The sequence below is a fragment of the Mesorhizobium sp. C268A genome (genome assembly GCF_040324475.1).
Classification (GTDB): domain Bacteria; phylum Pseudomonadota; class Alphaproteobacteria; order Rhizobiales; family Rhizobiaceae; genus Mesorhizobium.
The window spans coordinates 3,255,221-3,277,027 of sequence record NZ_JAMYVX010000001.1 but is presented as its reverse complement, the minus strand read 5'-3'; the positions used below and the strand labels follow the sequence as shown (position 1 = coordinate 3,277,027).

Below are 21,807 nucleotides of genomic sequence, written 5' to 3'. Positions count from 1 at the left end.
GGAGTCAACTTTGAGGTGAAAGTCACTTTCAAGTTGAAAGTTCAGCCATAAGAAAAACCCGCGCCAGCCGTGCCAGCGCGGGTTCCCCAATCAGAATTGCGAATGCTGGGAAGCGCTGGGCTCGGAGCCCGATCCCGAAAAGTTGCAGACTTTTCGGAAAGATCGCGCTCCTCGCTAAATTTCCCTGAGCATGATGTTGTCCAAAAAGTCAGCAACTTTTTGGCATCATGCTCTAGGCGACAGCGCTTTCAAAAGCATTCGGGGTGGTGTTCTTCAGATATTCGAGCGCGACCTTGGCCTTGGCCACGAGTGCGGCGAACGCCTGCGGTTCATGGATGGCCATGTCGGACAGGATCTTGCGATCGATCTCGATACCGGACTTGTTGAGGCCGTCGATGAAGCGGCCATAGGTCAGGCCATGCTCGTGCGTCGCGGCGTTGATGCGCTGGATCCACAGCGCGCGGAACGAGCGCTTGCGGTTCTTGCGGTCGCGATACGCATACTGCATCGACTTTTCGACCGCCTGCTTGGCGATGCGAATGGTGTTCTTGCGGCGGCCGTAGAAGCCTTTCGCGGCTTTCAGGACCTTCTTGTGCTTGGCGTGCGAGGTGACGCCTCTTTTTACGCGTGCCATGTCATGATCTCCTTAAACGCTGTTCCTGAAACCGAATGCTCAGAGGCCGTTCGGCAGAAAATTCTTGATGACCTTCTTGCCATCCGGTTCAGCCAGAACCATCGTGCCGCGGGCATTTCGAATGAACTTGTTGGAACGCTTGATCATGCCGTGACGCTTGCCGGCCGCAGCCGACAGGACTTTACCCGTACCTGTGATCTTGAACCGCTTCTTGGCGGCCGATTTGGTCTTCATCTTGGGCATTTTGCTACTCCGTATTGGTGGCGCACAATCGCGCTTCTTGTTCGCTTCGGGCGGACCAAAAGCCCGAAAAGCAAATGAAACCGCCACGGCATGCCCTGCCGGGCGGTTTTCTTGGAACGGCGGTCCTATACGTCAAAGCGGGCTGGCGCGCAACACCCGAGCGGCTGCGACGCTCTCTCCGCGATCAGGGCAGCCTAAACAGCACCGGCAGAATGCCCGATTGCTGGGCACCATCGATGGTCTCGAACACCGGCAACGCCACCAGAAACACCAGCCCGTCGAGCAAGGTGGTCAGCAAGAGGCGCGGCTTGAAGCTGCCGGTGTCGCCTTCCTGGTAGAGCGACAGCTGGGGGAAGAAACGCGGCACCCGCGCCAGATAGGCTGTGTAGGGCGCGCCGAGAACCTCCTTGAGATACCGTTCCTCGCGCAGGATGACGATGTGGAAGGCGCCGGCGCACAAAAGCGCAAACAGGACGATGCCGGAGAACGAGCCGATCTGCGCCCCGACGCCGGCGGCGGCAACGGTCGAGAACACGTAGAGAGGATTGCGGGTGATCGAATAGGGTCCGCCGGTGACCACTTCGGAGGATTTGCGCCCCCCGATATAGAGTGTCGACCACAAGCGGCCGACGACGCCAAGGAAGATCAGCAGCACGCCGACCATCTCGATCGTTTCATGCACCGGGGTATCGGGCGGGAAGGTCGACTGGCCGAACAGCAGTGCCGCAAACAGCACCACCACCAGCACCGCAAGCACCATCCGGCGCATGTGCTGGTAGCCGCCCAGCTCCTTGATGGGCGCAGGGTTGATTTCATTGGCCATGTCGGGAATCCGATCGTCGAGAAGCTTTGCCGGCGATCGCGGCGTCTGGACAGGAGAATCGGCGTCCCGCCGATCGCCGGGACGCCATGAGACAGGATTCAGGCGGATTTAGAGCGCAACGCCCGAACTGATCTAGCGCGGGGCCAGCACCATCATCATCTGGCGGCCTTCCAGCTTCGGCTCGGCTTCGACCTTGGCGATGGTAGCCGTCTCCTCGCGCACCTTGTTCAGGAGCTGCATGCCGAGTTCCATATGCGCCATCTCGCGGCCGCGGAAGCGCAGCGTCAGCTTGACCTTGTCACCTTCCTCGAAGAAGCGCCGCACGGCCTTCATCTTGGTTTCGTAGTCATGGCTGTCGATGTTCGGGCGCATCTTGATCTCCTTGATCTCGATGACCTTCTGGTTCTTGCGCGCCTCGGCCGCCTTCTTCTGGTTGGCGTATTTCAATTTGCCGAGATCGAGAATTTTGACGACAGGCGGCACCGCATTGGGCGAGATCTCGACCAGATCGAGCCCTGCCTCTTCGGCGAGCAGCAATGCGTCGTTGATGGAAATATCGCCGCGGTTCTGGCCATCGGCGTCGATCAGTTGGACCCGGGGAACCCGGATATCACGGTTGGAGCGCGGGCCATCTTTGGTGGGCGCCGCTGCTTTGAAAGGTCTGCGAATGGTCGTGGTCTCCTTGGCCGTTTCGTTCAGGGTTTCAATCTAGAAATGTTCAGGACGCGCCAATGTGGTGAGCGCGCGGGCGGAGTCAATAGCACAGCGCTGACAGAAAATCACCCTGATCGCAGGCCTGCACCAAACAAAGGATGTCGCGAGCACTTTCCGCCTCGCCTGTGCCTGTGTCAAAAGACCGGCGAGTAAAATCAGGCTCCCGCAATCAGGCCCCCAGAACCAGGATTGATCCACAGCCATGACCGCGACCACCCCAACCCTGCTGGATGTCGACGGCATTGATATCGCGGTTCGCCATTCCTCGGGCGCAACGCCCGGCATCGTCTGGCTCGGCGGCTATAAATCCGACATGCTGGGCACGAAGGCGCAGACGCTATCGGATTGGGCGGCAAGGGAAGGCCGCGCGTATCTGCGCCACGATTATTCCGGCCATGGCGAATCCGGCGGCGCCTTTGCCGACGGCACCATTTCGAAATGGCTTGGCGAGAGCCTCGCCGTCTTCCGGCGTTTCACCGAGGGCAAGCAAATCCTGGTCGGCTCGTCGATGGGCGCCTGGATCGCGCTGCGCATGGCGCAGGAACTGCGCAAGGCGGGCGACAGCAATGTGGTTGGCCTGGTGCTGCTCGCGCCGGCGCCGGATTTCACCGCCGAGCTGGTCGAGCCGGCTCTGACGGAGGAACAGAGGCGCGACCTCCGGGAGAAAGGCTTTTTCGAAGAACCTTCGGACTATTCCGCCGAGCCTTACATCTACACAAGCGCGCTGATCGAGGACGGCAGGGCGAACCGGGTCATGACCGGGCCGATCGATACCCATTGCCCCGTCCACATCCTGCAGGGCCTGGCCGATGCCGATGTGCCGGCAAGCCATGCGCTGAAGCTGGTCTCGCTGCTGCCGGCCGACGACGTCACCTTGTCGCTCATTCCCGACGGCGACCACCGGCTGTCGCGGCCGCAGGATCTCGACATGCTGCTGAGGGCGGTGGGCGACATGGTTCAGCGGGCGGGGTAGGCAAGAATGCGCATTTCCATCCCGATATCCGCCTTTGTCGCGGCAATCGTCGGCTTCGGCGGCACGCTGGCCGTCGTCATTGCCGCCGCCAAGGCGGTTGGCGCCACGCAAGCCGAAACCGCGAGCTGGGTGACGGCAGTGTGCGTGGCGATGGCGATCGAATGCTTGTGGCTGTCCTGGCGCACGAAAATACCCATCATCACCGCCTGGTCGACACCGGGCCTGGCGCTGATGGCGGCATCGAGCGGGTTTACCATGGCTGATGCGGTCGGCGCCTTCATCGTCACCAGCTTGATGTTGATCGCCACCGGCCTGTTCAAGCCGCTGACCCAGCTGATATCAAGGATACCGGCGTCAGTCGCGTCCGGCATGCTGGCGGGCATCGTCGTCACCTTCGCGCTCAATGCCGTCAAGACCATTCCGGTCGATCCCTGGCTGATCCTGCCGCTGATCGCGGCCTTCTTCGTCATTCGCCTGTTCAACCCGGCGCTGTCGGTGCTGGCGGTGCTGATCGGCGGCGGCATCGCCGCATTCCTGACAGGCCGTGTCGGCGGACTGCCGGCGCCGGAACTGTCGACGCTGACGCTGATTGCCCCGCATTTCAGCGCCGCAGCTGTCATCGGCCTGGCGCTGCCGCTCTACCTCGTCACCATGGCGTCGCAGAACCTGTCGGGTCTCGCCGTCTTGCGCGCCGCCGGCTATCACCCCGAACCCGGCCCGCTGATCGGCGTCACCGGCCTGTTCTCGCTGCTGTCGGCGCCGTTTGGCGGCTCGACCACCAATCTGGCCGCGATCTCTGCGGCGATCTGCACCGGGCCGGACGTCCATCCCGACCCGGCCGAGCGCTGGAAGACCGGACCCTTCTATGCACTTGCCTATCTGATTTTCGCGGTTTTCGGCGCCTCGCTGGTGGCGATCTTCGCAGTGCTGCCGCAGAGCCTGATCGTTCTGGTCGCCGGCCTGGCGCTGATGGGATCGCTCGCCAACGCGCTGTCGATCGCGCTCAAGGACGAGGACCAGCGCATGGCGGCTACTGTCACCTTCGTTGTCACCGCGTCGGGGCTGACTTTGTTCGGCGTTGGCGCCGCCTTCTGGGGCCTGGTCGCCGGCCTCCTTGTGCTTTTCCTCGAAGCGCTCAAAAAGCGATAATCATTTCAGGCTGTTGTCCGGTTTTGGCGGGCGTTGTCTTGAATCGCCGTTTTTCTCATCCCATTTCGAATCCACGCAGCCGCTCTTGGCTGTCTCGAACCGAAGGAATGGGAGAAAATGAACACATCCGCATTGATCCGCCCGGCCTGGACGCCGGCGACCATCGCGTTGATGGTGATCGGCTTCATGGTGTTCTGGCCGCTTGGCTTCGCCATGCTCGCCTACATCATCCGGGGCGACCGGCTTGACGGCTTCAAGCGCGACGTCAACCGCGCCACGGACGGCATCTTCGCCGGCTGCCGCCGCGGTTCCGACAAGGCCGCGCGCTGGGGCCACGGTTCGGCCCGCACCGGCAATGTCGCTTTCGACGACTGGCGCGAGAAGGAACTCGAACGCCTCGCCGAAGAGCGTCGCAAGCTCGACGAGATGCTGAGCGAGTTCGATGAGTACGCCCGCGAATTGCGCCGCGCCAAGGACCAGGACGAGTTCGACCGCTTCATGGCCAACCGCAACAAGTCGACGGCGCCTGCGAAAACAGGCTCGGCCGAAACGGCCAAGCCCGCGACCCCCAAGCGCAAGGGCCCGAACCTGCTTGACGACTGAGGCTGCGCGCATGACCCCGAAAATCGGAACCGATTTTCGGAAAGGTTCATGCGCCAAATTAGAGTGCTACAGCGTCCTGTGCGCGTCAGAGACGCGCGGCGCTGTAAGACAGGCCTTGGCATGATGGACGGCGTCGCGCGAGCGGCGCCGTTTCTTTTTTGTTCTGGTCGTTTTCCTCGAATCGCGTATCGTTCAGCCATGTCCTTCGGCTTTTTCCGCAACCTGACCAAACCAAAACCCTCGCCTGTCGAAGAGCGAGAGCACGTCGTTGCCGGCCGCACACTGCCGCTCAGGATCGTCGAGAGCGCCCGCGCACGGCGGCTGACGCTTCGCATCGATTCGGGCGGCCAGGGGCTGCGCATCACCGTGCCGCCGGGCCTGCGCCGCGGCGAGGTGGAGAAATTCCTTCACCGCCACCAGGGCTGGCTGGAGCAGCGTCTGGCCAAGGTCCCGACACGGCCGCAAGTGCGCCCCGGCATCAAGATCCCGATACGCGGCGTCGCGCATCGCATCGTCCACGAACCGTCGAAACGCGGCACCGTCACCGTGTCGCGCGACGAGCGCGGTCCGCTGCTGATCGTCCATGGCGAGCGCATACATTTGCCGCGCCGCATCGCCGATTTCCTCAAGCGCGAGGCCAAGAAGGACATCGAGAAGCTGGTGGTCAAGCATACCGAAGCCATCGGCAAGCGCGCCAAGGCGATCCGCTTCAAGGACACGTCGAGCCGCTGGGGCTCCTGCACTTCCGACGGCAATTTGTCCTTCTCATGGCGCATCATGATGGCGCCGACGCCGGTGATAAACTACCTGGTCGCGCATGAAGTGGCGCATCTCAAGGAGATGAACCACGGCCCGAAATTCTGGAAACTGTGCGAGCAGCTCTGCCCCGACACCGACCGCTGCAAGGACTGGCTGAAGAGGAATGGTGGGGCGTTGCAGGCGATTGTGTTCGATTAGCCTGCGCCAGCGCCGCGCTCAATCATCATTGGCCGCATTAAGCTCTTCAGGCCGCAGCCCTTCGTCGCCATGGCGCGGCCATGGCAGGAAATTCTGCTCGAACGCATCGCTGCCGAAATAATCCAGGACCCGGTGCGCTTCTGCCCCGTCGAAGGCGGCCTTTTGCATCAGATGCGCGATGACGTCGCGCGCTTGCGCGATCTTCTGCCTGAGTTCGGCTATGCTCTGGTCGGCCATTCGTCTGCTCCGCCTTGCTTCTCCCATCAATAGGTAGCGCCTTTGGCGTTGCCGGCAAACAGCATGCTTTTTCTCGACTCTTGGCCGGTTTCGTGCCAAGCCCCGCGCCATGGCGCTCGATATCAAGATCTGTGGATTGAAGACCGATGAGGCAATGGCCGCGGCATTGGCCGGCGGCGCCAGCCATGTCGGCTTCATCTTCTTTGCTAAAAGCCCGCGCTATGTCGAGCCTGCGGCAGCCGGCCGCCTGCGCGAGGCGGCAATCGGCAAGGCCAGGGCGGTCGCCGTGACCGTCGATGCCGATGACGCGTTCCTGGATGAGATCGTCGCCAAAATGCGCCCCGACATCCTGCAGTTGCACGGCACGGAGACGCCCGAGCGGGTGGCAGAGGTGAAAGCTCGCTACGGCCTGCCTGTCATGAAGGTGTTCTCCGTCAGTGAGGTAGCCGATCTCGAGCGGCTAAAGCCGTTCATCGGCGTTGCCGATCGCTTCATGTTCGATGCCAAGCCACCAAAGGGCTCGCAACTTCCGGGCGGCAATGGCGTCGCCTTTGACTGGCGCATCCTGGCCGGCCTTGACGCCGGGCTCGATTACATGCTTTCCGGTGGGCTCAACGCCGCCAATATCGGCGACGCCCTGATATCAGCCAATCCGCCCGCGATAGACATTTCGTCGGGGGTGGAAAGCGGCCCGGGCGTCAAGGATCCGGCGCTGATCGAGCAGTTTTTCCGGGCCGTCAGGGCCGCGCGCGACGACCGCGCTGCCTGAGGCACTTCTTTCGAACCCGAGCATGTTCCGGAGAAGTGGGAACCGGTTTTCCGATAAGACATGCTCAGAACCAAGACCAGGAGATCGGCGATGAACAAGCCGGCGACACCCAATTCCTTCCGCACGGGACCCGACGAACAGGGCATGTTCGGCATCTTCGGGGGCCGCTTCGTGGCCGAGACGCTGATGCCGCTGATCCTCGACCTCGAGCGGCACTGGAACGAGGTCAAGAACGATCCGGACTTCAAGGCCGAGTTGACCAATCTGTCGACCCACTATGCCGGGCGGCCGTCGAAGCTGTATTTCGCCGAAGGCCTGACCAAGCATCTTCGTGAGGTTTCCTCGGCGAAGGGCCTCGGGGGCGGCGCCAAAGTCTACTTCAAGCGCGAGGATTTGAACCACACCGGTTCGCACAAGATCAACAACTGCCTCGGCCAGATCCTGCTGGCCAAGCGCATGGGCAAGAAGCGCATCATCGCCGAGACGGGCGCTGGTCAACACGGCGTTGCCGCGGCCACGGTCGCGGCGCGCTTCGGCTTTCCCTGCGTCGTTTACATGGGCGCCACCGATGTCGCCCGCCAAAGCCCCAACGTCTTCCGCATGAAGCTGCTCGGCGCCGAAGTGCGGCCGGTGACCGCCGGTCACGGCACGCTGAAGGACGCCATGAACGAAGCGTTGCGCGACTGGGTCACCAATGTCGAGGACACTTATTATCTGATCGGCACCGCCGCAGGTCCGCATCCCTATCCGGAGCTGGTGCGCGACTTCCAGTCGGTGATCGGCATCGAGGCGCGCGCCCAGATCCTCGAACAGGAAGGCCGGCTGCCCGACACCATCATCGCGGCTGTCGGCGGCGGCTCCAACGCCATCGGCCTGTTCCATCCTTTCCTCGACGACAGGCAAGTCCGCATCATCGGCATCGAAGCCGGCGGCCGCGGCCTCGACGGCATCGAGCATTGCGCCTCGATGAATGCTGGCGCGCCAGGCGTCCTGCACGGCAACCGCACCTATCTCCTGCAGAACGCCGATGGCCAGATCATGGACGGCCATTCGATCTCGGCCGGCCTCGACTATCCGGGCGTCGGCCCCGAACATTCCTGGCTGCGCGATTCCGGCCGCGTCGAATATGTGCCGATCCTCGACGACGAGGCGCTGGAAGCCTTCAAGCTGACGACACGCGTCGAAGGCATCATCCCGGCGCTGGAATCCGCGCACGCCATCGCGCATGCGGTCAAGATCGTGCCGGATATGGACAAGGACCAGATCGTCATCGTCAACCTGTCGGGACGCGGCGACAAGGATGTGCACACAGTGGCCTCGATGCTGGGCATGGAGATCTGATCATGGTGACCCGCATCGACCGCCGCATGGCAAAACTGAAAGCCGAGGGCCGCCCGGCGCTCGTCACCTATTTCATGAGCGGCGACCCCGACTATGACACCGCTTTGTCGATCATGAAGGCGCTGCCCAAGGCCGGCGCCGACATCATTGAAATGGGCATGCCGTTTTCCGATCCGATGGCCGATGGACCGGCGATCCAGGCCGCTGGCCTGCGGGCGCTGAAAGGTGGCCAGACCCTGGTCAAGACGCTGAAGACGGCGGCTGATTTCCGCGCCACCGACAATGAAACGCCGATCGTGCTGATGGGCTACTACAACCCGATCTACATCTACGGTGTCGATCGCTTCCTCAAGGACGCCATCGCCAGCGGCATTGACGGGCTGATCGTCGTCGACCTGCCACCGGAGATGGACGAAGAACTCTGCATTCCGGCGCTGAAGGCCGGCATCAACTTCATCCGCTTGGCAACGCCGACCACCGACGACAAGCGCCTGCCCAAGGTGCTGCAGAATACGTCGGGCTTCGTCTATTACGTGTCGATGACCGGCATCACCGGCTCGGCTTTGGCCGACACCGGCAAGGTTGCCGCCGCGGTCAAGCGCATCAAGGGCCACACCAACTTGCCAGTCTGCGTCGGCTTCGGCGTCAAGACCGCCGAGCAGGCGCGCATTATCGGCGCCAATGCCGATGGCGTCGTCGTCGGCACCGCGATCGTCAACGCGGTCGCCAATGTGTTAGGACCGAAGGGCGAGAAGACCGCCGACCCGGCCGAGGCCGTCGCCACCCTGGTCAGCGGACTGTCTCAGGGCGTGCGTTCGGCCCGCCTTGCTGCTGCCGAATAGTTTCCCTACTTAGGCCTTGTGCAAGTCGTTATCCCAAAACCGGTTCCCACTTTTGGGCGACATGCACGAGCCAACTCTTCGTCAGGACAGGAGCCGAAGCGATGAACTGGATCACCAATTACGTTCGCCCGAGGATCAATTCGATGCTCGGCCGGCGCACCGACATGCCCGAGAATCTCTGGATCAAGGATCCCGAGACCGGCGAGATGGTGTTTCACAAGGACCTGGAATCCAACCAGTTCGTCATCCCGTCATCGGGCCATCACATGAAGATTTCGGCCAAGGAACGGCTGAAATTCTTCCTCGACGACGGCAAATACGAGCAGCTTGAGAACCCCAAGGTCATGCAGGACCCGCTCAAGTTCCGCGACGAGAAGCGCTACACGGACCGGCTGAAGGACGCCAAGGCCAAGACCGGCCTGGAAGACGCCATCATCAACGCGCTGGGCACGGTCAAAGGCCTGCCGGTTGTGGTGACGGTGCAGGATTTCGCCTTCATGGGCGGCTCGCTCGGCATGGCCGCGGGTGACGCCATTGTGCACGGTTTCGAGGTCGCCTTGCAGCGCAAGCGGCCGCTGATCCTGTTTGCCGCCTCCGGTGGCGCGCGCATGCAGGAAGGCATTCTGTCCCTGATGCAGTTACCGCGCACCACGATCGGCGTCGACCGGCTGAAGGAAGCCGGCCTGCCATACATCGTCGTCTTGACCAATCCGACCACCGGCGGCGTCACCGCCTCCTACGCCATGCTGGGCGACGTGCATATCGCCGAGCCCGGCGCGCTGATCGGCTTCGCCGGCCCGCGCGTCATCGAGCAGACCATCCGGGAGAAACTGCCGGACGGTTTCCAGCGCTCCGAATATCTGATGGAGCACGGCATGGTCGACATGGTGGTGTCGCGGCTGGAACTGCGCGAGACGATTTCCCGGCTGTTGAAAATCCTGCTCAAACTGCCGCAGGAGCAAAAGCCGCTGGAGCCGGAAATCCTGCCGCCGTCGGTCATCCCGACGGAAGCCCGCCCGCAGGCTTGAGACGACATTTCTGGCCGCAAACCGCGATTGCGTGCACCTGCGCGCATGCGTAGGATTCGCTCATGACCACGCTTGCCGCAGATCGTGAAATCGAAGCCCTGATGGCGCTGCATCCGAAAGGCTTCGACCTTTCGCTCGACCGCATCACAAGGCTGCTCGAACGCCTCGGCAATCCGCAGGAGCGGCTGCCGCCGGTCATCCATATCGCCGGCACCAACGGTAAGGGCTCGTGCGCGGCCTTTTCGCGCGCGCTGCTCGAAGCCGGCGGCCACCTTGTCCATGTCCACACTTCGCCGCATCTGGTGAACTGGGCCGAGCGCTACCGACTGGCGGCCGAGGGCGGCGGCCGGCTGGTCGACGACGAGACCTTCGCCGAGGCCATCGCCCGCGTCGCCCGGGCTAATCAAGGCCAGAAGATCACCGTCTTCGAAATCCTAACCGCCGTCACCTTCATCCTGTTTTCCGAACATCCGGCTGCCGCCGCCATCATCGAGGTCGGCCTTGGCGGCCGCTTCGACGCCACCAATGTCGTTGCCCGGCCGGCGGTGTCGGTGATCATGCCGGTGTCGATGGATCACGAAGCCTATCTCGGCGACCGGGTCGAACTGATCGCCGCCGAAAAGGCCGGCATCATGAAGCGCGGCTGCCCGGTGGTCATCGGCGCGCAGGAGAGCGAGACGGCGCTGCAAGTGCTGATCGAAACCGCCGAGCGGCTGGATTGCCCGACCTTCGTCTACGGCCAGGATTTTCTCGCCTTCGAGGAAAACGGCCGCATGGTCTATCAGGATGAGGACGGGCTGATGGACCTGCCGCCACCGCGCCTGCCCGGGCGCCACCAGTTCGCCAATGCGGCGGCAGCGATTGCCGCCGTCAAGGCCGCCGGTTTCGAAATCAGTCATCGCGCCACTGAGAAGGCGATGGCGAGCGTCGCATGGCCGGGCCGCATGCAGAAATTGGCACAGGGCCGGCTGGCGGACCTCGCTCCCAAGGGCGCCGACATCTGGCTCGATGGCGGTCACAATCCGGGCGCCGGCGTGGTGGTGGCGGAAGCCTTGGCCGAGCAGGAGGAAAAGAACCCGCGGCCGCTGTTTTTGATTGCCGGCATGATCAACACCAAGGACCAGAGCGGCTATTTCCGCGCCTTCAAGGGCCTGGTCCGCCATGTCTACACCGTGCCGGTGAGCATGAGCGACGCCGGTGTGCCGAATGACGAACTGGCGATCCGGGCGACCGAGGCCGGCCTCACCGCCGAGCCGGTCAGCTCCGTCGCCAGCGCGCTGATGCTGCTGCGCGACACCTGGGACGGCCCGGCGCCGCGCATCCTGATCGGTGGTTCGCTGTATCTCGCCGGTGCGGTGCTGGCCGAAAACGGCACGCCACCGACCTGAATCCACACTTTCGCGAGGGAGCCGGTGATGATCAAGGTGAAGCAACTCGCCCATGTCTGCATCTTCGCGCATGATCTGGAAGCGACGCGGGCCTTCTACCGCGACGTGCTCGGCCTCGACACGCAGTTCAACTTCCTGCGCGACGGCAAGATCTTCGGCTTCTACCTCAATTGCGGCGATCGCAGCCATGTCGAGGTGTTCCAGAAGGACGGCACCAGCCATAGCGAGCTCAACCAGATCAACCATTTCTGCCTTGAGGTGGAAAACATCGATGCGGCGATCGCCCACATCAAGTCGAAAGGCATTGATATCACGGCCAAGAAGCATGCCTGCGACGACACGTTTCAGGCCTGGATCCGCGACCCCAACGGCGTGAAGATCGAGCTGTTCGAATACACCGCAAAAAGCGCGCAATTCACCGGCGGGGATCGCATCGCCGACTGGTAGTATTTTGGCCCGGGGAATCTATCGGGCGGTTGCCCCTCGGGCAGAAGCCCCGATATGCTTGGCGAAGCATGGAGGCAAGCTCGAATGGTTGTGAAGTGTCTTGTTACCGTCGACAACGACCCGCCGGAGGAGCTGATATTTGAATATGCTCCGCGGGTCGGCGATCATGTGATGTTACCGGGAGCCATCGAGCCACCGCACCCAATTGTTCGAGTGGCCCACAGACCGACGCGCCCCAATGATGCATCCGGCCAGCCCAGTGTCGCGTATTTCGTAAGCCGAGAGACGTTTCTCTATCGTGTGTATACGGGCGCTATAGAGGGATATGGGCAGGTCCTGAAGCCCGCGACCGGACGGAAGCCCGGCAAGCCTAGGTGTTTAGTCCCAAGGTTTGATGGGTTGGATCGAGCCTGAATCGTTCGGGCTCTTTTGTCCAGATTTTGCAGATGTATTCAAAGGGCGTGAGGCCCTTGAGGGTCTTCAGTCGACGGCCGAAATTATAGGCTAAGACGAAATCGGCGAGATGCTGGCGCAGTTTGTCATGGCTCTCGTAGTAGAAGCGTTTGACGGTCGCATCCTTGATCGTGCGGTTCATGCGTTCGACCTGGCCGTTGGTCCATGGGTGCCTTGGCTTTGTCGTTCGGTGGTCGATATCGGCCTTGGCGCAAGTATGTTCGAAGGCGTGCGCCCATATGATTTCTCCCGCCGCCATGGCTTCCTTGATCAGCGGAACGGCCGAGCCGCCGGCACCTGGGGTCGTGAACTGAATGCCGTTGTCGGTAAGCACTGTGTGGATCTTGTAAGGGACAGCATCAAGAAGATGGCGCAGGAAATCGGCGGAGACCGCTGTCGTTGCCTTCTCGTGCAGCTCGACGAAAGCGAACTTCGAGGTCCGATCTATGGCCACGAACATATGCAGCTTGCCCTGCTCGGTTCGGACCTCGGCGACGTCGATATGGAAGTAGCCGATTGGATAGGCCTTGAACTTCTTCCTTGCCGGCTTGTCGCCCTCGACATCCGGCAACCTGCCTATCCCGTGACGCTGCAGGCAGCGATGCAAGGATGACCGCGACAGATGCGGGATCGTCGGTTGGAGAGCATAGAGGCAATCGTCCAGTGGCAGCAGCGTATAACGCCGAAAGGCGACGATGACCGCCTCTTCCTCAGTCGATAGCACTGTCGACTTCGGATCTCTGGGGCCAGTCGGAAGATCGGCGGCCGACGTCCGGTTCCTCCACTTCCTAACCGTCTTCTGATTGATGCCGTAGCGCTTCGCCAGCGCCCTCAGGCTCTCTTGACTATGCTGTATCGCTCGACGGATCGCCTCTGTCGTCGTGGCGCTCCCATGAAGAACCTGGCCCATAGCGCATCCTTTGATTCGGACGAAAAGTATGCGCCATCAAAGCCTGGGATCAAACACCTAGGCAGGCCAAAAAAACCGTGGCTCAAACTAAATAGACATCGGCGGCCGCGGCACCAGTCTGAGGCCTATTTCAGCTCGATCTCGATGAAGGCGTATTCGCCGTCATTGGCGCTGATGACGTCGTGCTCGACGCCTTCCTTGCGGAAGTAGGGCGCGCCCTTCTTCATTTCAGCAAAACTCTCGCCGTCCTTGGTCACCAGCTTCACCTTGCCGTCCATCAGCGGCACCACGACGTAGTCATGGCCATGCCGGTGCCAGCCGGTGTTGTCGCCGGGCTGGAAGCGGTATTCGGTGACGATGACGCGCTCATTGTCGATGAAGACGGTGGCCTTGGCGGATCCGGTCATTCTGTTTCTCCTGTCCAGCCTCAGCAGAAGACATGGAGGCTTCAGGCGCGAGTGCCAGAGAGGTCAGGCGATAACGCCAAAGAAAAGCCCGGCGCGAGGGCCGGGCTTAACGTCTGAAATTTCTACAGGATCAGGCGAGGCTGCCATTGATCCAATGCGACAGCGCGGTCTTCGGGGCGGCGCCGACCTTCATGTCGGCGACTTCGCCGCCCTTGAAGATCATCAGCGTCGGGATCGAGCGCACGCCGAACTGGGCGGCAAGCTCGGGGTTCTCGTCGATGTTCAGCTTGGCGATCTTGATCTTGTCGCCGAGTTCGTTGGCGATCTCTTCCAGCGACGGACCGATCATCTTGCAGGGGCCGCACCATTCGGCCCAGAAATCCACGACGACGGGCTGCGAGGCGTTGAGCACATCGGCCTGGAAATTGCTCTTGTCGACCTTGACGGTGGCCATGCGAAATCCTTTCGAAATTTATCTCGCACCAAATGTGGTGGTTGAGCAGCCCTTCTTCAAGCAGAACTTGTGTCACGCTCCCGTGAGTCGGGCAAGGGCGTCATCCATCGCCTGCGCCGGCAGTTCGATAAGCCTCGGTGCCTCGGTGAACAGCAGTGCTGCCGTCACCGCGCGGCCGGGGTAAAGCGGCTGGAGCAGCGCGCGGTAGAGCGCCAGCTGCAGTATATAGGCCGGCGGCACCTGGGCCAGGCCTGCGGGCGCCGGCCGGTTGGTCTTGTAGTCGACGATCGATACGCGCCCGGGCGTCACCGCCAGCCGGTCGATCTTGCCGGAGATCGAGCGCAGCCTGCCCTTGACCTCGATACTGCCCATGACGGCCACTTCGGCGCGGGACGACGGCGAAAACAGCCCGGCAAAACGCGAATCTCTGAGGATCGCCATCACCGAAGCCAGCGCCTTGTTGCGCTCGGCCTCCGGCCAGTCGGCGCCGGCTCGAATGAGATACTGCGCCGCCGCGCCTTGCCGTTCGTCTTCGGCAAAACCGGGCAGCATCTGCAGCAGCTTGTGCAGCGCCAGCCCGCGCATCACGGCAAAACCGGGCTCCGCTTCGCTGTCCAGCACCGGCGAACGCGTATCGACGACCGCCTCCTTGCCCTCGTCGATCAGCGCCGAAGCGCCGGAAGGCGATAGCGGGCGCGGCAGTTCTTCATAAGGCGGCAAAGGGCGAAACAGGTTTGCCGGCAAGAACGGCAAAAGCGGTTGCGGCAGCCGCGCCTCGTCGGCGGCTGCCAGCGCCACCGGCGGCAGCTTGGTGATGACGAAGCGATGCACCGGCTCGCCGCTGGCGGGATGATGGCGCTCCGTGCTTTCCGGCGCTGCCAGCAGCGCGCGGCTGACGATCGAATGCCAGGTGCCGGTGCTGGGCTGACGCTTGCCGTGATAGCCGCAGACGATCAGCCGGTCCTCGGCGCGTGTCATGCCGACATAGAGCAGCCGCCGGTATTCGTCGTCGGCAAGCTCCCGCGCCCTGGCCGAGGCTGCCTTTGAGAAGCCGTTGGCGACATCGGCGGCTGAGCGCCAGAGATAGCCCTTGCCGTCGAAATTGCGGCCCGAAGCGTCGAACGGCATGAGCCGCGGCAGATGCTGGTCGCTGAACGGCGCCGACCCGCCATCGACCAGGAAGACAACAGGCGCTTCCAGGCCCTTGGCGGCGTGCACGGTCATCACGCGGACCTCGTCGCGCGTCTGGTCCATCTCGCGCTTGATCTCCGGGCCGGTGTTCTCCAGCGTCGCCAGAAAGGCTTCCAGCCCCGGCAGTCCGGTGCGTTCCTCGGCCAGGCAGAAACTCAGGAATTCGTCGAGGATGTCGCCGGCTTCCGGTCCAAGCCGGGCGATCATCTTCTTGCGCAGGCCGTCGCGCGCCAGCACCCCGGCGTAGAATTCGAACACGGGCCGGAACGCCGCCTCGTTGGCCCAGCCGTCGAGCCGGGCAACGACATCGGTCAGCGCGGTATTGTCGCCAGCATGCTGGCGTAGTGAGGCGATCAGCGATGTTCCGGCTGGCCGTCCGGCGCCAAGCGTAAAAAGCGTCTCCTCCGACACGTCGAAAACCGGGCTGCGGAGCACGGCGGCGAGCGACAGATCATCCTGCGGCTGGATGAGGAAATGGCCGAGTGCGATCAGGTCCTTGACCGCGATGTGGCCGGGCAGGCTCAGCCGGTCGGCGCCGGCGACGGGAATATCGCGGTCCTTCAGCGCGCGCGACAGCGCATGGACGAAGCGGTCGCGCTTGCGCACCAGCACAAGAATGTCGCCGGCCCTCAGCCTGCGTCCCTTGCCCTCGATGATCTCGCGGTCCTTGAGCCAGGCCTGGATGGTCGCAGCCACGTGCTCGGCCACCCGCACAGCCGGCGCGCTGGCATGATTGACCGGCAACGTCCAGTCGTCGGGCTCCTCGACGGCGTCAGCGCCGAGCGACGGCCAGACCTCGACATAGCCAGGCGCGTCGTTGCGGATCGCCTTGTGGTCAAGCGGATCGGGGTCATGGCTGATGCCGCGCCGCACGCCCGGATCGGCAAAGACGCGGTCGACGGCGGCAAGCACGTCGTCGGTCGACCGGAACGACCAGGTCAGTTTCAGGTCGGCAAACGAAGCATTGGCGGCGTTCACGCGTCCGGAAAACAAGAGCCGGCTGTCGGCGAAGGAATCCGGCGCGGCACCCTGAAAGGAATAGATCGACTGCTTTTCGTCGCCGACGGCGAACACCGTGCGATTGGTCGTGCCGCGCTGGCCGTGGCCGGCAAAGAACTCCTCCGCCAGCCGCTTCACCACCTCCCATTGGTCGGGGCTGGTGTCCTGCGCCTCGTCGAGCAGGATGTGGTCGATGCCTTGGTCGAGCTTGTACTGCACCCAGGGGCCGGCATCCGGCCGCGCCAGAAGGTTGACCGTGCGGGTGATGAGGTCGTTGAAGTCTAGAAAGCCGCGGCCGCGCTTCAGGCGCTCGTAACGCCCGATCAGCCAGTCGGCTATGGTCAACGCCGCGACCGTGCCTTCCAGCATTCGGAACAGCGCCAGCCGGTCGGAAACCTCTGATATCGCCTTGACGGCCGCCAGATAGCGCTCGGGAAGGTCGGGCAGCCGGTCGAGCAGCGCCTTCTTGAATGCCTTTGCCGGATCATAGGGGTCGCCATCGGCCTTGAGGAAGGCTTTGCCGAGCATCTGCAGCCGGCGGATCGGGTCCGTCTCGGCAAAGGCCAAGCGGGCATAGGGCAAGAGATTATTGAGCACGGTGCGGGCGTCGGCAGCTTCCGCGGCACTGGCGAACGCGGCAAAGAAATCCGGCGGGAAACCAGGCAGCGGCCACACCGATGCCGCTATGTCTTCGGCGCTCTGCCCGGGGCGGAAATGGAATTCGTCGAACAGGGCCTGAAAGCCGGCGCCGTCGCGCCGGACCGCATCGATGAAGCCGCGTAAGCCGTCGCGCTTGCGCACGATTTCGGCGAGCAGCGCATCGAGTCCGTGTTCGCCGCCGCGCTCCAGCACGGTGGCAAAGGCCTCGGCCAGTCCGGTGTCTCCGGCTGACGTGCCCGAAATCATGTCCCGGCGGGCGCCAGCAAACAGCGAGGCCTCCATCTGCGGATCGAGCATTTCGAAATGCGCCGGGATGTTGGCCTCCAGCGGAAACTGGTGCAGCACCGATTCGCAGAAGGCGTGGATGGTCTGGATCTTCAGCCCGCCCGGCGTTTCCAGCGCTTCGGCAAACAGCCGGCGCGCCCGCCGCATCGTGTCGCGGTCGGGTCGGCGGCCGTCCACCGCCTCAATCTTTGTGGCAAGCTCGGCATCGCCGAGCGCCGTCCATTCCGACAGGGTCGAGAACACGCGGTTCGACATGTTGGCGGCGGCCGCCCGCGTATAGGTCAGGCACAGGATCTTCGACGGATCGGTGCCGTTGAGCAGCAGCCGGATGACGCGCTGGGCCAGCACATGCGTCTTGCCCGAGCCGGCATTGGCGGACACCCAGGCCGAGTTCTTCGGGTCGGAGGCGCGCGCCTGGCTGGCGGCGGTTTCGCTGGGGATGGGATAGGCTTTTTTCATGCCTCCCCCGCCTCGTCATCGCTGTCGCCGCCGGCCGACCATTCGAGCACGCGCGCCAGATGGTCGTAATCGCCATCGCTCTCGCCCTCGCGAAAAGGCAGCGCCCGCGACAGATAGCCGGTCGTCGGATCGGCATAGTGGACCAGCAGCTTTTCCAACCGCGCCCAAGCCTCCTCGGCGAGGTCTTCGGCGGTCCGAGGCTGGCGGTTGTAGTCGAGGATGGATTCCTCGAACACTTCGCCATTCGGCTTCAGCCGCACGAATGCGAGCTGGGAGGGCTCGCGCGCGCCAAGCCCCTTGAAGGCGCCGCGCCGGAGCAGCGCCCCTTCGAGCGCCAGCTGTGGCGCCAGCAGCGTGTGGGCCTGCGCCTTGGACGGGGACGAGCCGGTCTTGTAGTCGAGAATGTCGGCCATGCCACCGGCCAAAAGGTCGACGCGGTCGGCATAGCCGGACAGCGTCACGCCGGTGCGGCCGACAGCGGTCTTTTCGGCGCGCTCCTCGGCATGCCGCCGGGCGACGGCGGGAGCGCGGCCGCGCTCCCATTCGATGATGTTGGCGGCAAGCTTTTCGAAGCGCGGCCACCACACAGCCTCGACATCGGCGGGCAGGGCGATCTCGGCAAAGCAGGTCCGGCCGGCGGCGATAAGGCGCTCCAGGGCTTCCGGCGCGCGCGGGTCCGCAACCTCTGTCGAGAACAGATGCAGGATGTCATGAAACAGCGTGCCGCGCTCGGCCGCGCCGGGATCGCGGATCACCGGCTCGAGCGGCAGAAGGCTCAGAATACGCCTTGCATAGACCGCATAGGGGTCGCGTCGCAACGTCTCGATCTCGGTCACCGAGAAGTGGGTGGGCCGCATGCTCAGCGGCGGTTTCGGCTGCGGTCGCGGCGCGAAATGCTGCCGCTCGCCGGCATCGAGCGCGCGCGCCCAGGCAAGCAATTCGTCGCCGCGTCCGCGCAGTGCGGCTGCAGGATCCTTGCCGATGAAGGTGAGGATGCGCTGCAGCCAGCGCGAAGGCACCGCCGGTGCGTCGCTGGCGCGGGCGGAGCGCGTCAGCACCACCTTTTTCGCCCCCATCGCCATCTGGAAGTCGTGGGCGGCAAGGCCGATACGGCGCTCTGGCGGCTCGAGATCGATGCCGGTCTTCATCAACCGCGACATGAAGCGATCGCTTTCCGGCTTGCGTGGCCACACGCCTTCGTTCAGCCCGCCAATGACAAGCGTGTCGACATTCTGCAGCCGTGCCTCCAGCGCGCCCCATATCGCGATGTTGCGGTCTGTGCCTTGCCCCGGCTTGACCGTTTCCGGTGCTACCAGCGCGTCCATCACATCAGGCCATTCGTCGGCCGGGAAGTCGAACGATGCAGACGCGGCGACCACACCGCGCAGCAGCTCGGCGAGTTTCTCGCCGGCGTCGCCGGCATAAAATTCAGCCAGGCTGCCCTCCGCCGTGCGGCCGAGATTTTCCAGCGCGGCGACGCTCGCTCTGGTCAACGCGACGAGATCGGCATTCTCTTCACCGCGAAAGGCGGTCAGCGGCGCCAGCGCCGCCACAAGCCGGCTCAGCAGCTCGCGGGCATCGTCGATGCCGCGCACGCTCAGGCGCGAAAACCAGAAGGGCTGGCGCTTGTCCCCGCTCAGCCCGGCGAGACGCTCCTCGAACAGTGCTGGCAAGGCGGCGATGTCGGGGCGTCCGGTGCCGCCGCGCAGCGCCACGAGTTCGATGAGCTCGGCGGCATGGCGCACGCCGGTGCGCTCAAGTCCGAGCCCGAGCAGCGGATGCTTGAGCAGCGACAAAAGGCCGACGGGATCGCCCGGCCGGAATACCGCGTGAAGTGTGAGCCGCAGCAGGCTGGCTGCAGGCGTGTTGGCGAGCGGCGTGCCGCCGGAATCGTCGGCGATCACGCCGAAGCGCAACAGCTCGGCCGAGACGCGCCGCGCCAGCCCGCGGTCTCCGGTAACGAGCGCTGCCCTGTGCCCCGGCTGTTCCACGGCGGTTTTCAGCGCGATGGCGATCGCCGCCGCCTCGTCGCGTTCGCTGGCGGCTTCGACCAGCGTCACGTCGGCGAAGGCCTCGGCGATGTCTACGGCGTTGAAGCATATGCGGGTCTCGGCCCATAATTCCGTGGTCTCGGCCGGCCGCAGCGCCTCGCCGACAAGGGCCGCGCGGAGCGCCAGTGCGGGCTCGGCGGAGACCACTTCCTCGACATCGCCACGCAGCACGCCAATCTTGCCGATCAGCTTGGCCATGCCGTATTGCGGGTGGCCAAGCAGTGCCGGCCGCGCACCGGGCGCCCCAATCGCGGCAAAAGACGGTTCGTCCAGCATCCCATCGAGCCCGGGCAGCACCACGGCGCCGTTGGGCAGGCTGGCGACCGTGGCAAGCAGTTCGGCCGTGGCGGGAATAGAGCCCGTCGAGCCGGCGGCGATCACCGGGCCTTTGGGCGGGTTGCGTTCCAGCCGCTTCGCCTCGCGCCGGATCAGCGCATTGCGGTGCGCGGCCGCGTTGGAGCGGTCGCGCTCCTCCAGCAATTTCGGCCAGGCCTCGGTGACGATACGGAGGAAATCGAGCGTCACAAGCCACCATCCGGCAAGATTGCCGGTGACCAGATCGGCAAGCCTGGTCCAGTCCGTGCCTTCGGTTTCGATCTCGTCCATCAGCCGGGCGAGGTCGCGCGCCAGCCAGATCGCATCGGCGGCGGAGGCCGGCACGACGATCTCTTCGTTGAACATATCAAGGACATGCGCCGGCAAGGTGCGCTTCCAGGCCCGCACCAGCGGCGCCAGTAGCAGCAGGCGTTCGATGGCTGCGATCGGCGGCGCCATTTCAAGCTCGGTCGGCGTGCCGGCGTCGAAGGCGGCTTCGTCCTCGTCGAACTCTCCGAGCGGGCGGATGACCGGCAGGATCGCCGAACGGCGGCTCCCCCCCGGTCCCGAAAGCGCGTCGACAAAAGCGCCGCGCAGCGCACGGGCCGCGCGCCGTGTCGGCACATAGATGGTGACATCAGCCAGCGCCAGCGGATCGCCGTCGAACCGGAAGCCGGGCACCAGCCGTCCGGCCAGCAAGGCCTCGGCCAGAGTCGGCAGGAATGGCGCTCCGGGCGGGATCGAAAGAACGCGGCGCGCGCCGCTCATACCACCTTCGCGAGAGCTTCGGCGGCGGCCGCTTCCGCCTGCGGAATGGCGTCGGGAGTGCCGACGGTGATCCAGCTTCCGCGCATCTGCATGCCGAACAGACGGCCAGAGGCGATTGCCTTGTCGAAATGGGTGTTGAGCGAATGCGCCCCGGCCGGCGCATCCCTGAAGATGGCGGGATTGACGATTGCCGCTCCGGCATAGATCAACCCGGCCGGATCGCCTTTCGAGCGCCGCAGGCCGCCATCCGGCGCCATCAGGAAATCCGTGCCGACACCGTGTCCGGTGGCCGAGTCGAGATCGGTAAGCATCAGCAGAATATCCATTTTCGCGCCGTCCCATGCAAGGGCAAGGCGCTCGAGGCTGGGCTGGCCGCTGTCGATCCAGAACGTATCGGCGTTGATGATGTAGAAGGGGTCGCTGCCCAGCAGCGGCAATGCCTTGACGATGCCACCCGCCGAATTCAGCAGTGCGTCGCGCTCGTCGGAAATGACGATCTTTGGCGCCCGCCTGTGGGCGATATGGGCGACGATCTGGTCCGGCAGATAGTGCACGTTGACGATGGCTTTCTCGACGCCGGCCGCTTCGAGACTGTCCAGCCCCCAGTCGAGCAAGGTCCTGCCGGCGATCCGCACCAGCGGCTTCGGCATGGTGTCGGTGATCGGCCGCATGCGCTTGCCAAGACCAGCCGCCAGCACCATCGCTGT

The 21,807-nt window shown here is 63.9% G+C and carries 21 protein-coding genes; 10 read left to right on the top strand and 11 right to left on the bottom strand.

Annotation, left to right across the window (positions count from 1 at the left end; translation table 11 throughout):
- Positions 1-232 precede the first annotated feature (232 nt).
- From rplT to infC, 4 genes are all read right to left on the bottom strand, one after another.
- Positions 233-634, bottom strand: coding sequence for a 50S ribosomal protein L20 (rplT, locus tag NKL06_RS15750; RefSeq protein WP_023672281.1), 402 nt, complete (start codon positions 632-634; stop codon positions 233-235).
- A 39-nt stretch (positions 635-673) separates the two neighbouring features.
- Positions 674-877 (bottom strand): 50S ribosomal protein L35, encoded by a 204-nt coding sequence (gene rpmI / locus NKL06_RS15745; protein ID WP_006201248.1) that lies wholly within the window; start codon positions 875-877, stop codon positions 674-676.
- Between the two features lie 184 nt (positions 878-1,061).
- The gene (locus NKL06_RS15740; protein WP_023681388.1) at positions 1,062-1,700 is read right to left on the bottom strand and encodes a methyltransferase family protein; all 639 of its coding nucleotides are present in this window, start codon (positions 1,698-1,700) and stop codon (positions 1,062-1,064) included.
- 132 nt (positions 1,701-1,832) lie between these two features.
- Entirely contained in the window at positions 1,833-2,369 is a 537-nt protein-coding gene (gene infC / locus NKL06_RS15735) for a translation initiation factor IF-3 (RefSeq protein ID WP_023744911.1), read from the bottom strand.
- Positions 2,370-2,616: 247 nt separating this feature from the next.
- Between infC and NKL06_RS15730 the strand changes: the two genes are divergently transcribed.
- The 4 genes from NKL06_RS15730 to NKL06_RS15715 all read left to right on the top strand — a co-directional run bounded on the left by NKL06_RS15730 (position 2,617) and on the right by NKL06_RS15715 (position 6,096).
- Entirely contained in the window at positions 2,617-3,387 is a 771-nt protein-coding gene (locus NKL06_RS15730; protein WP_023693062.1) for an alpha/beta hydrolase, read from the top strand.
- Positions 3,388-3,393: 6 nt separating this feature from the next.
- Entirely contained in the window at positions 3,394-4,536 is a 1,143-nt protein-coding gene (locus NKL06_RS15725) for a benzoate/H(+) symporter BenE family transporter (protein ID WP_023693063.1), read from the top strand.
- 117 nt (positions 4,537-4,653) lie between these two features.
- Positions 4,654-5,139 carry a DUF2852 domain-containing protein gene (locus tag NKL06_RS15720; protein ID WP_023693064.1) on the top strand — a complete coding sequence of 162 codons (486 nt, stop codon included), beginning with the start codon at positions 4,654-4,656 and terminating at the stop codon, positions 5,137-5,139.
- Positions 5,140-5,337: 198 nt separating this feature from the next.
- A complete protein-coding gene (locus NKL06_RS15715; RefSeq protein WP_023693065.1) occupies positions 5,338-6,096 on the top strand; it encodes a M48 family metallopeptidase in 759 nt (252 codons plus the stop codon).
- An 18-nt stretch (positions 6,097-6,114) separates the two neighbouring features.
- Here NKL06_RS15715 and NKL06_RS15710 read toward each other — a convergent pair whose 3' ends face one another.
- A complete protein-coding gene (locus NKL06_RS15710; protein WP_023672288.1) occupies positions 6,115-6,333 on the bottom strand; it encodes a hypothetical protein in 219 nt (72 codons plus the stop codon).
- A 109-nt stretch (positions 6,334-6,442) separates the two neighbouring features.
- Between NKL06_RS15710 and NKL06_RS15705 the strand changes: the two genes are divergently transcribed.
- The 6 genes from NKL06_RS15705 to NKL06_RS15680 all read left to right on the top strand — a co-directional run bounded on the left by NKL06_RS15705 (position 6,443) and on the right by NKL06_RS15680 (position 12,148).
- A complete protein-coding gene (locus tag NKL06_RS15705; protein ID WP_023693066.1) occupies positions 6,443-7,102 on the top strand; it encodes a phosphoribosylanthranilate isomerase in 660 nt (219 codons plus the stop codon).
- A 90-nt stretch (positions 7,103-7,192) separates the two neighbouring features.
- A complete protein-coding gene (gene trpB / locus NKL06_RS15700) occupies positions 7,193-8,443 on the top strand; it encodes a tryptophan synthase subunit beta (protein WP_023687439.1) in 1,251 nt (416 codons plus the stop codon).
- A gap of 2 nt (positions 8,444-8,445) precedes the next feature.
- Positions 8,446-9,285 (top strand): tryptophan synthase subunit alpha, encoded by an 840-nt coding sequence (gene trpA / locus NKL06_RS15695; protein WP_023693067.1) that lies wholly within the window; start codon positions 8,446-8,448, stop codon positions 9,283-9,285.
- 101 nt (positions 9,286-9,386) lie between these two features.
- On the top strand, positions 9,387-10,313 hold the full coding sequence (gene accD / locus NKL06_RS15690) for an acetyl-CoA carboxylase, carboxyltransferase subunit beta (RefSeq protein ID WP_023672292.1): 927 nt from the start codon (positions 9,387-9,389) through the stop codon (positions 10,311-10,313).
- A gap of 62 nt (positions 10,314-10,375) precedes the next feature.
- Positions 10,376-11,701 carry a bifunctional folylpolyglutamate synthase/dihydrofolate synthase gene (locus NKL06_RS15685; protein ID WP_023687436.1) on the top strand — a complete coding sequence of 442 codons (1,326 nt, stop codon included), beginning with the start codon at positions 10,376-10,378 and terminating at the stop codon, positions 11,699-11,701.
- Between the two features lie 27 nt (positions 11,702-11,728).
- Positions 11,729-12,148 carry a VOC family protein gene (locus NKL06_RS15680; RefSeq protein WP_023693068.1) on the top strand — a complete coding sequence of 140 codons (420 nt, stop codon included), beginning with the start codon at positions 11,729-11,731 and terminating at the stop codon, positions 12,146-12,148.
- 370 nt (positions 12,149-12,518) lie between these two features.
- Here the strand turns inward: NKL06_RS15680 and NKL06_RS15675 are convergent, their stop codons facing one another.
- From NKL06_RS15675 to NKL06_RS15650, 6 genes are all read right to left on the bottom strand, one after another.
- The gene (locus NKL06_RS15675) at positions 12,519-13,511 is read right to left on the bottom strand and encodes an IS481 family transposase (protein ID WP_352580539.1); all 993 of its coding nucleotides are present in this window, start codon (positions 13,509-13,511) and stop codon (positions 12,519-12,521) included.
- 125 nt (positions 13,512-13,636) lie between these two features.
- Positions 13,637-13,918, bottom strand: coding sequence for a cupin domain-containing protein (locus NKL06_RS15670; RefSeq protein ID WP_023681396.1), 282 nt, complete (start codon positions 13,916-13,918; stop codon positions 13,637-13,639).
- 130 nt (positions 13,919-14,048) lie between these two features.
- Entirely contained in the window at positions 14,049-14,372 is a 324-nt protein-coding gene (gene trxA / locus NKL06_RS15665; RefSeq protein WP_023672297.1) for a thioredoxin, read from the bottom strand.
- Positions 14,373-14,444: 72 nt separating this feature from the next.
- Positions 14,445-17,966, bottom strand: a complete 3,522-nt coding sequence (addA, locus tag NKL06_RS15660) for a double-strand break repair helicase AddA (RefSeq protein ID WP_023694612.1) — start codon at positions 17,964-17,966, stop codon at positions 14,445-14,447.
- Positions 17,963-21,100 carry a double-strand break repair protein AddB gene (addB, locus tag NKL06_RS15655; RefSeq protein WP_023694613.1) on the bottom strand — a complete coding sequence of 1,046 codons (3,138 nt, stop codon included), beginning with the start codon at positions 21,098-21,100 and terminating at the stop codon, positions 17,963-17,965. The genes addA and addB overlap by 4 nt, the downstream gene beginning before the upstream one ends.
- A complete protein-coding gene (locus NKL06_RS15650) occupies positions 21,097-21,801 on the bottom strand; it encodes a nucleotidyltransferase family protein (protein WP_027049083.1) in 705 nt (234 codons plus the stop codon). The genes addB and NKL06_RS15650 overlap by 4 nt, the downstream gene beginning before the upstream one ends.
- Positions 21,802-21,807: the final 6 nt, after the last annotated feature.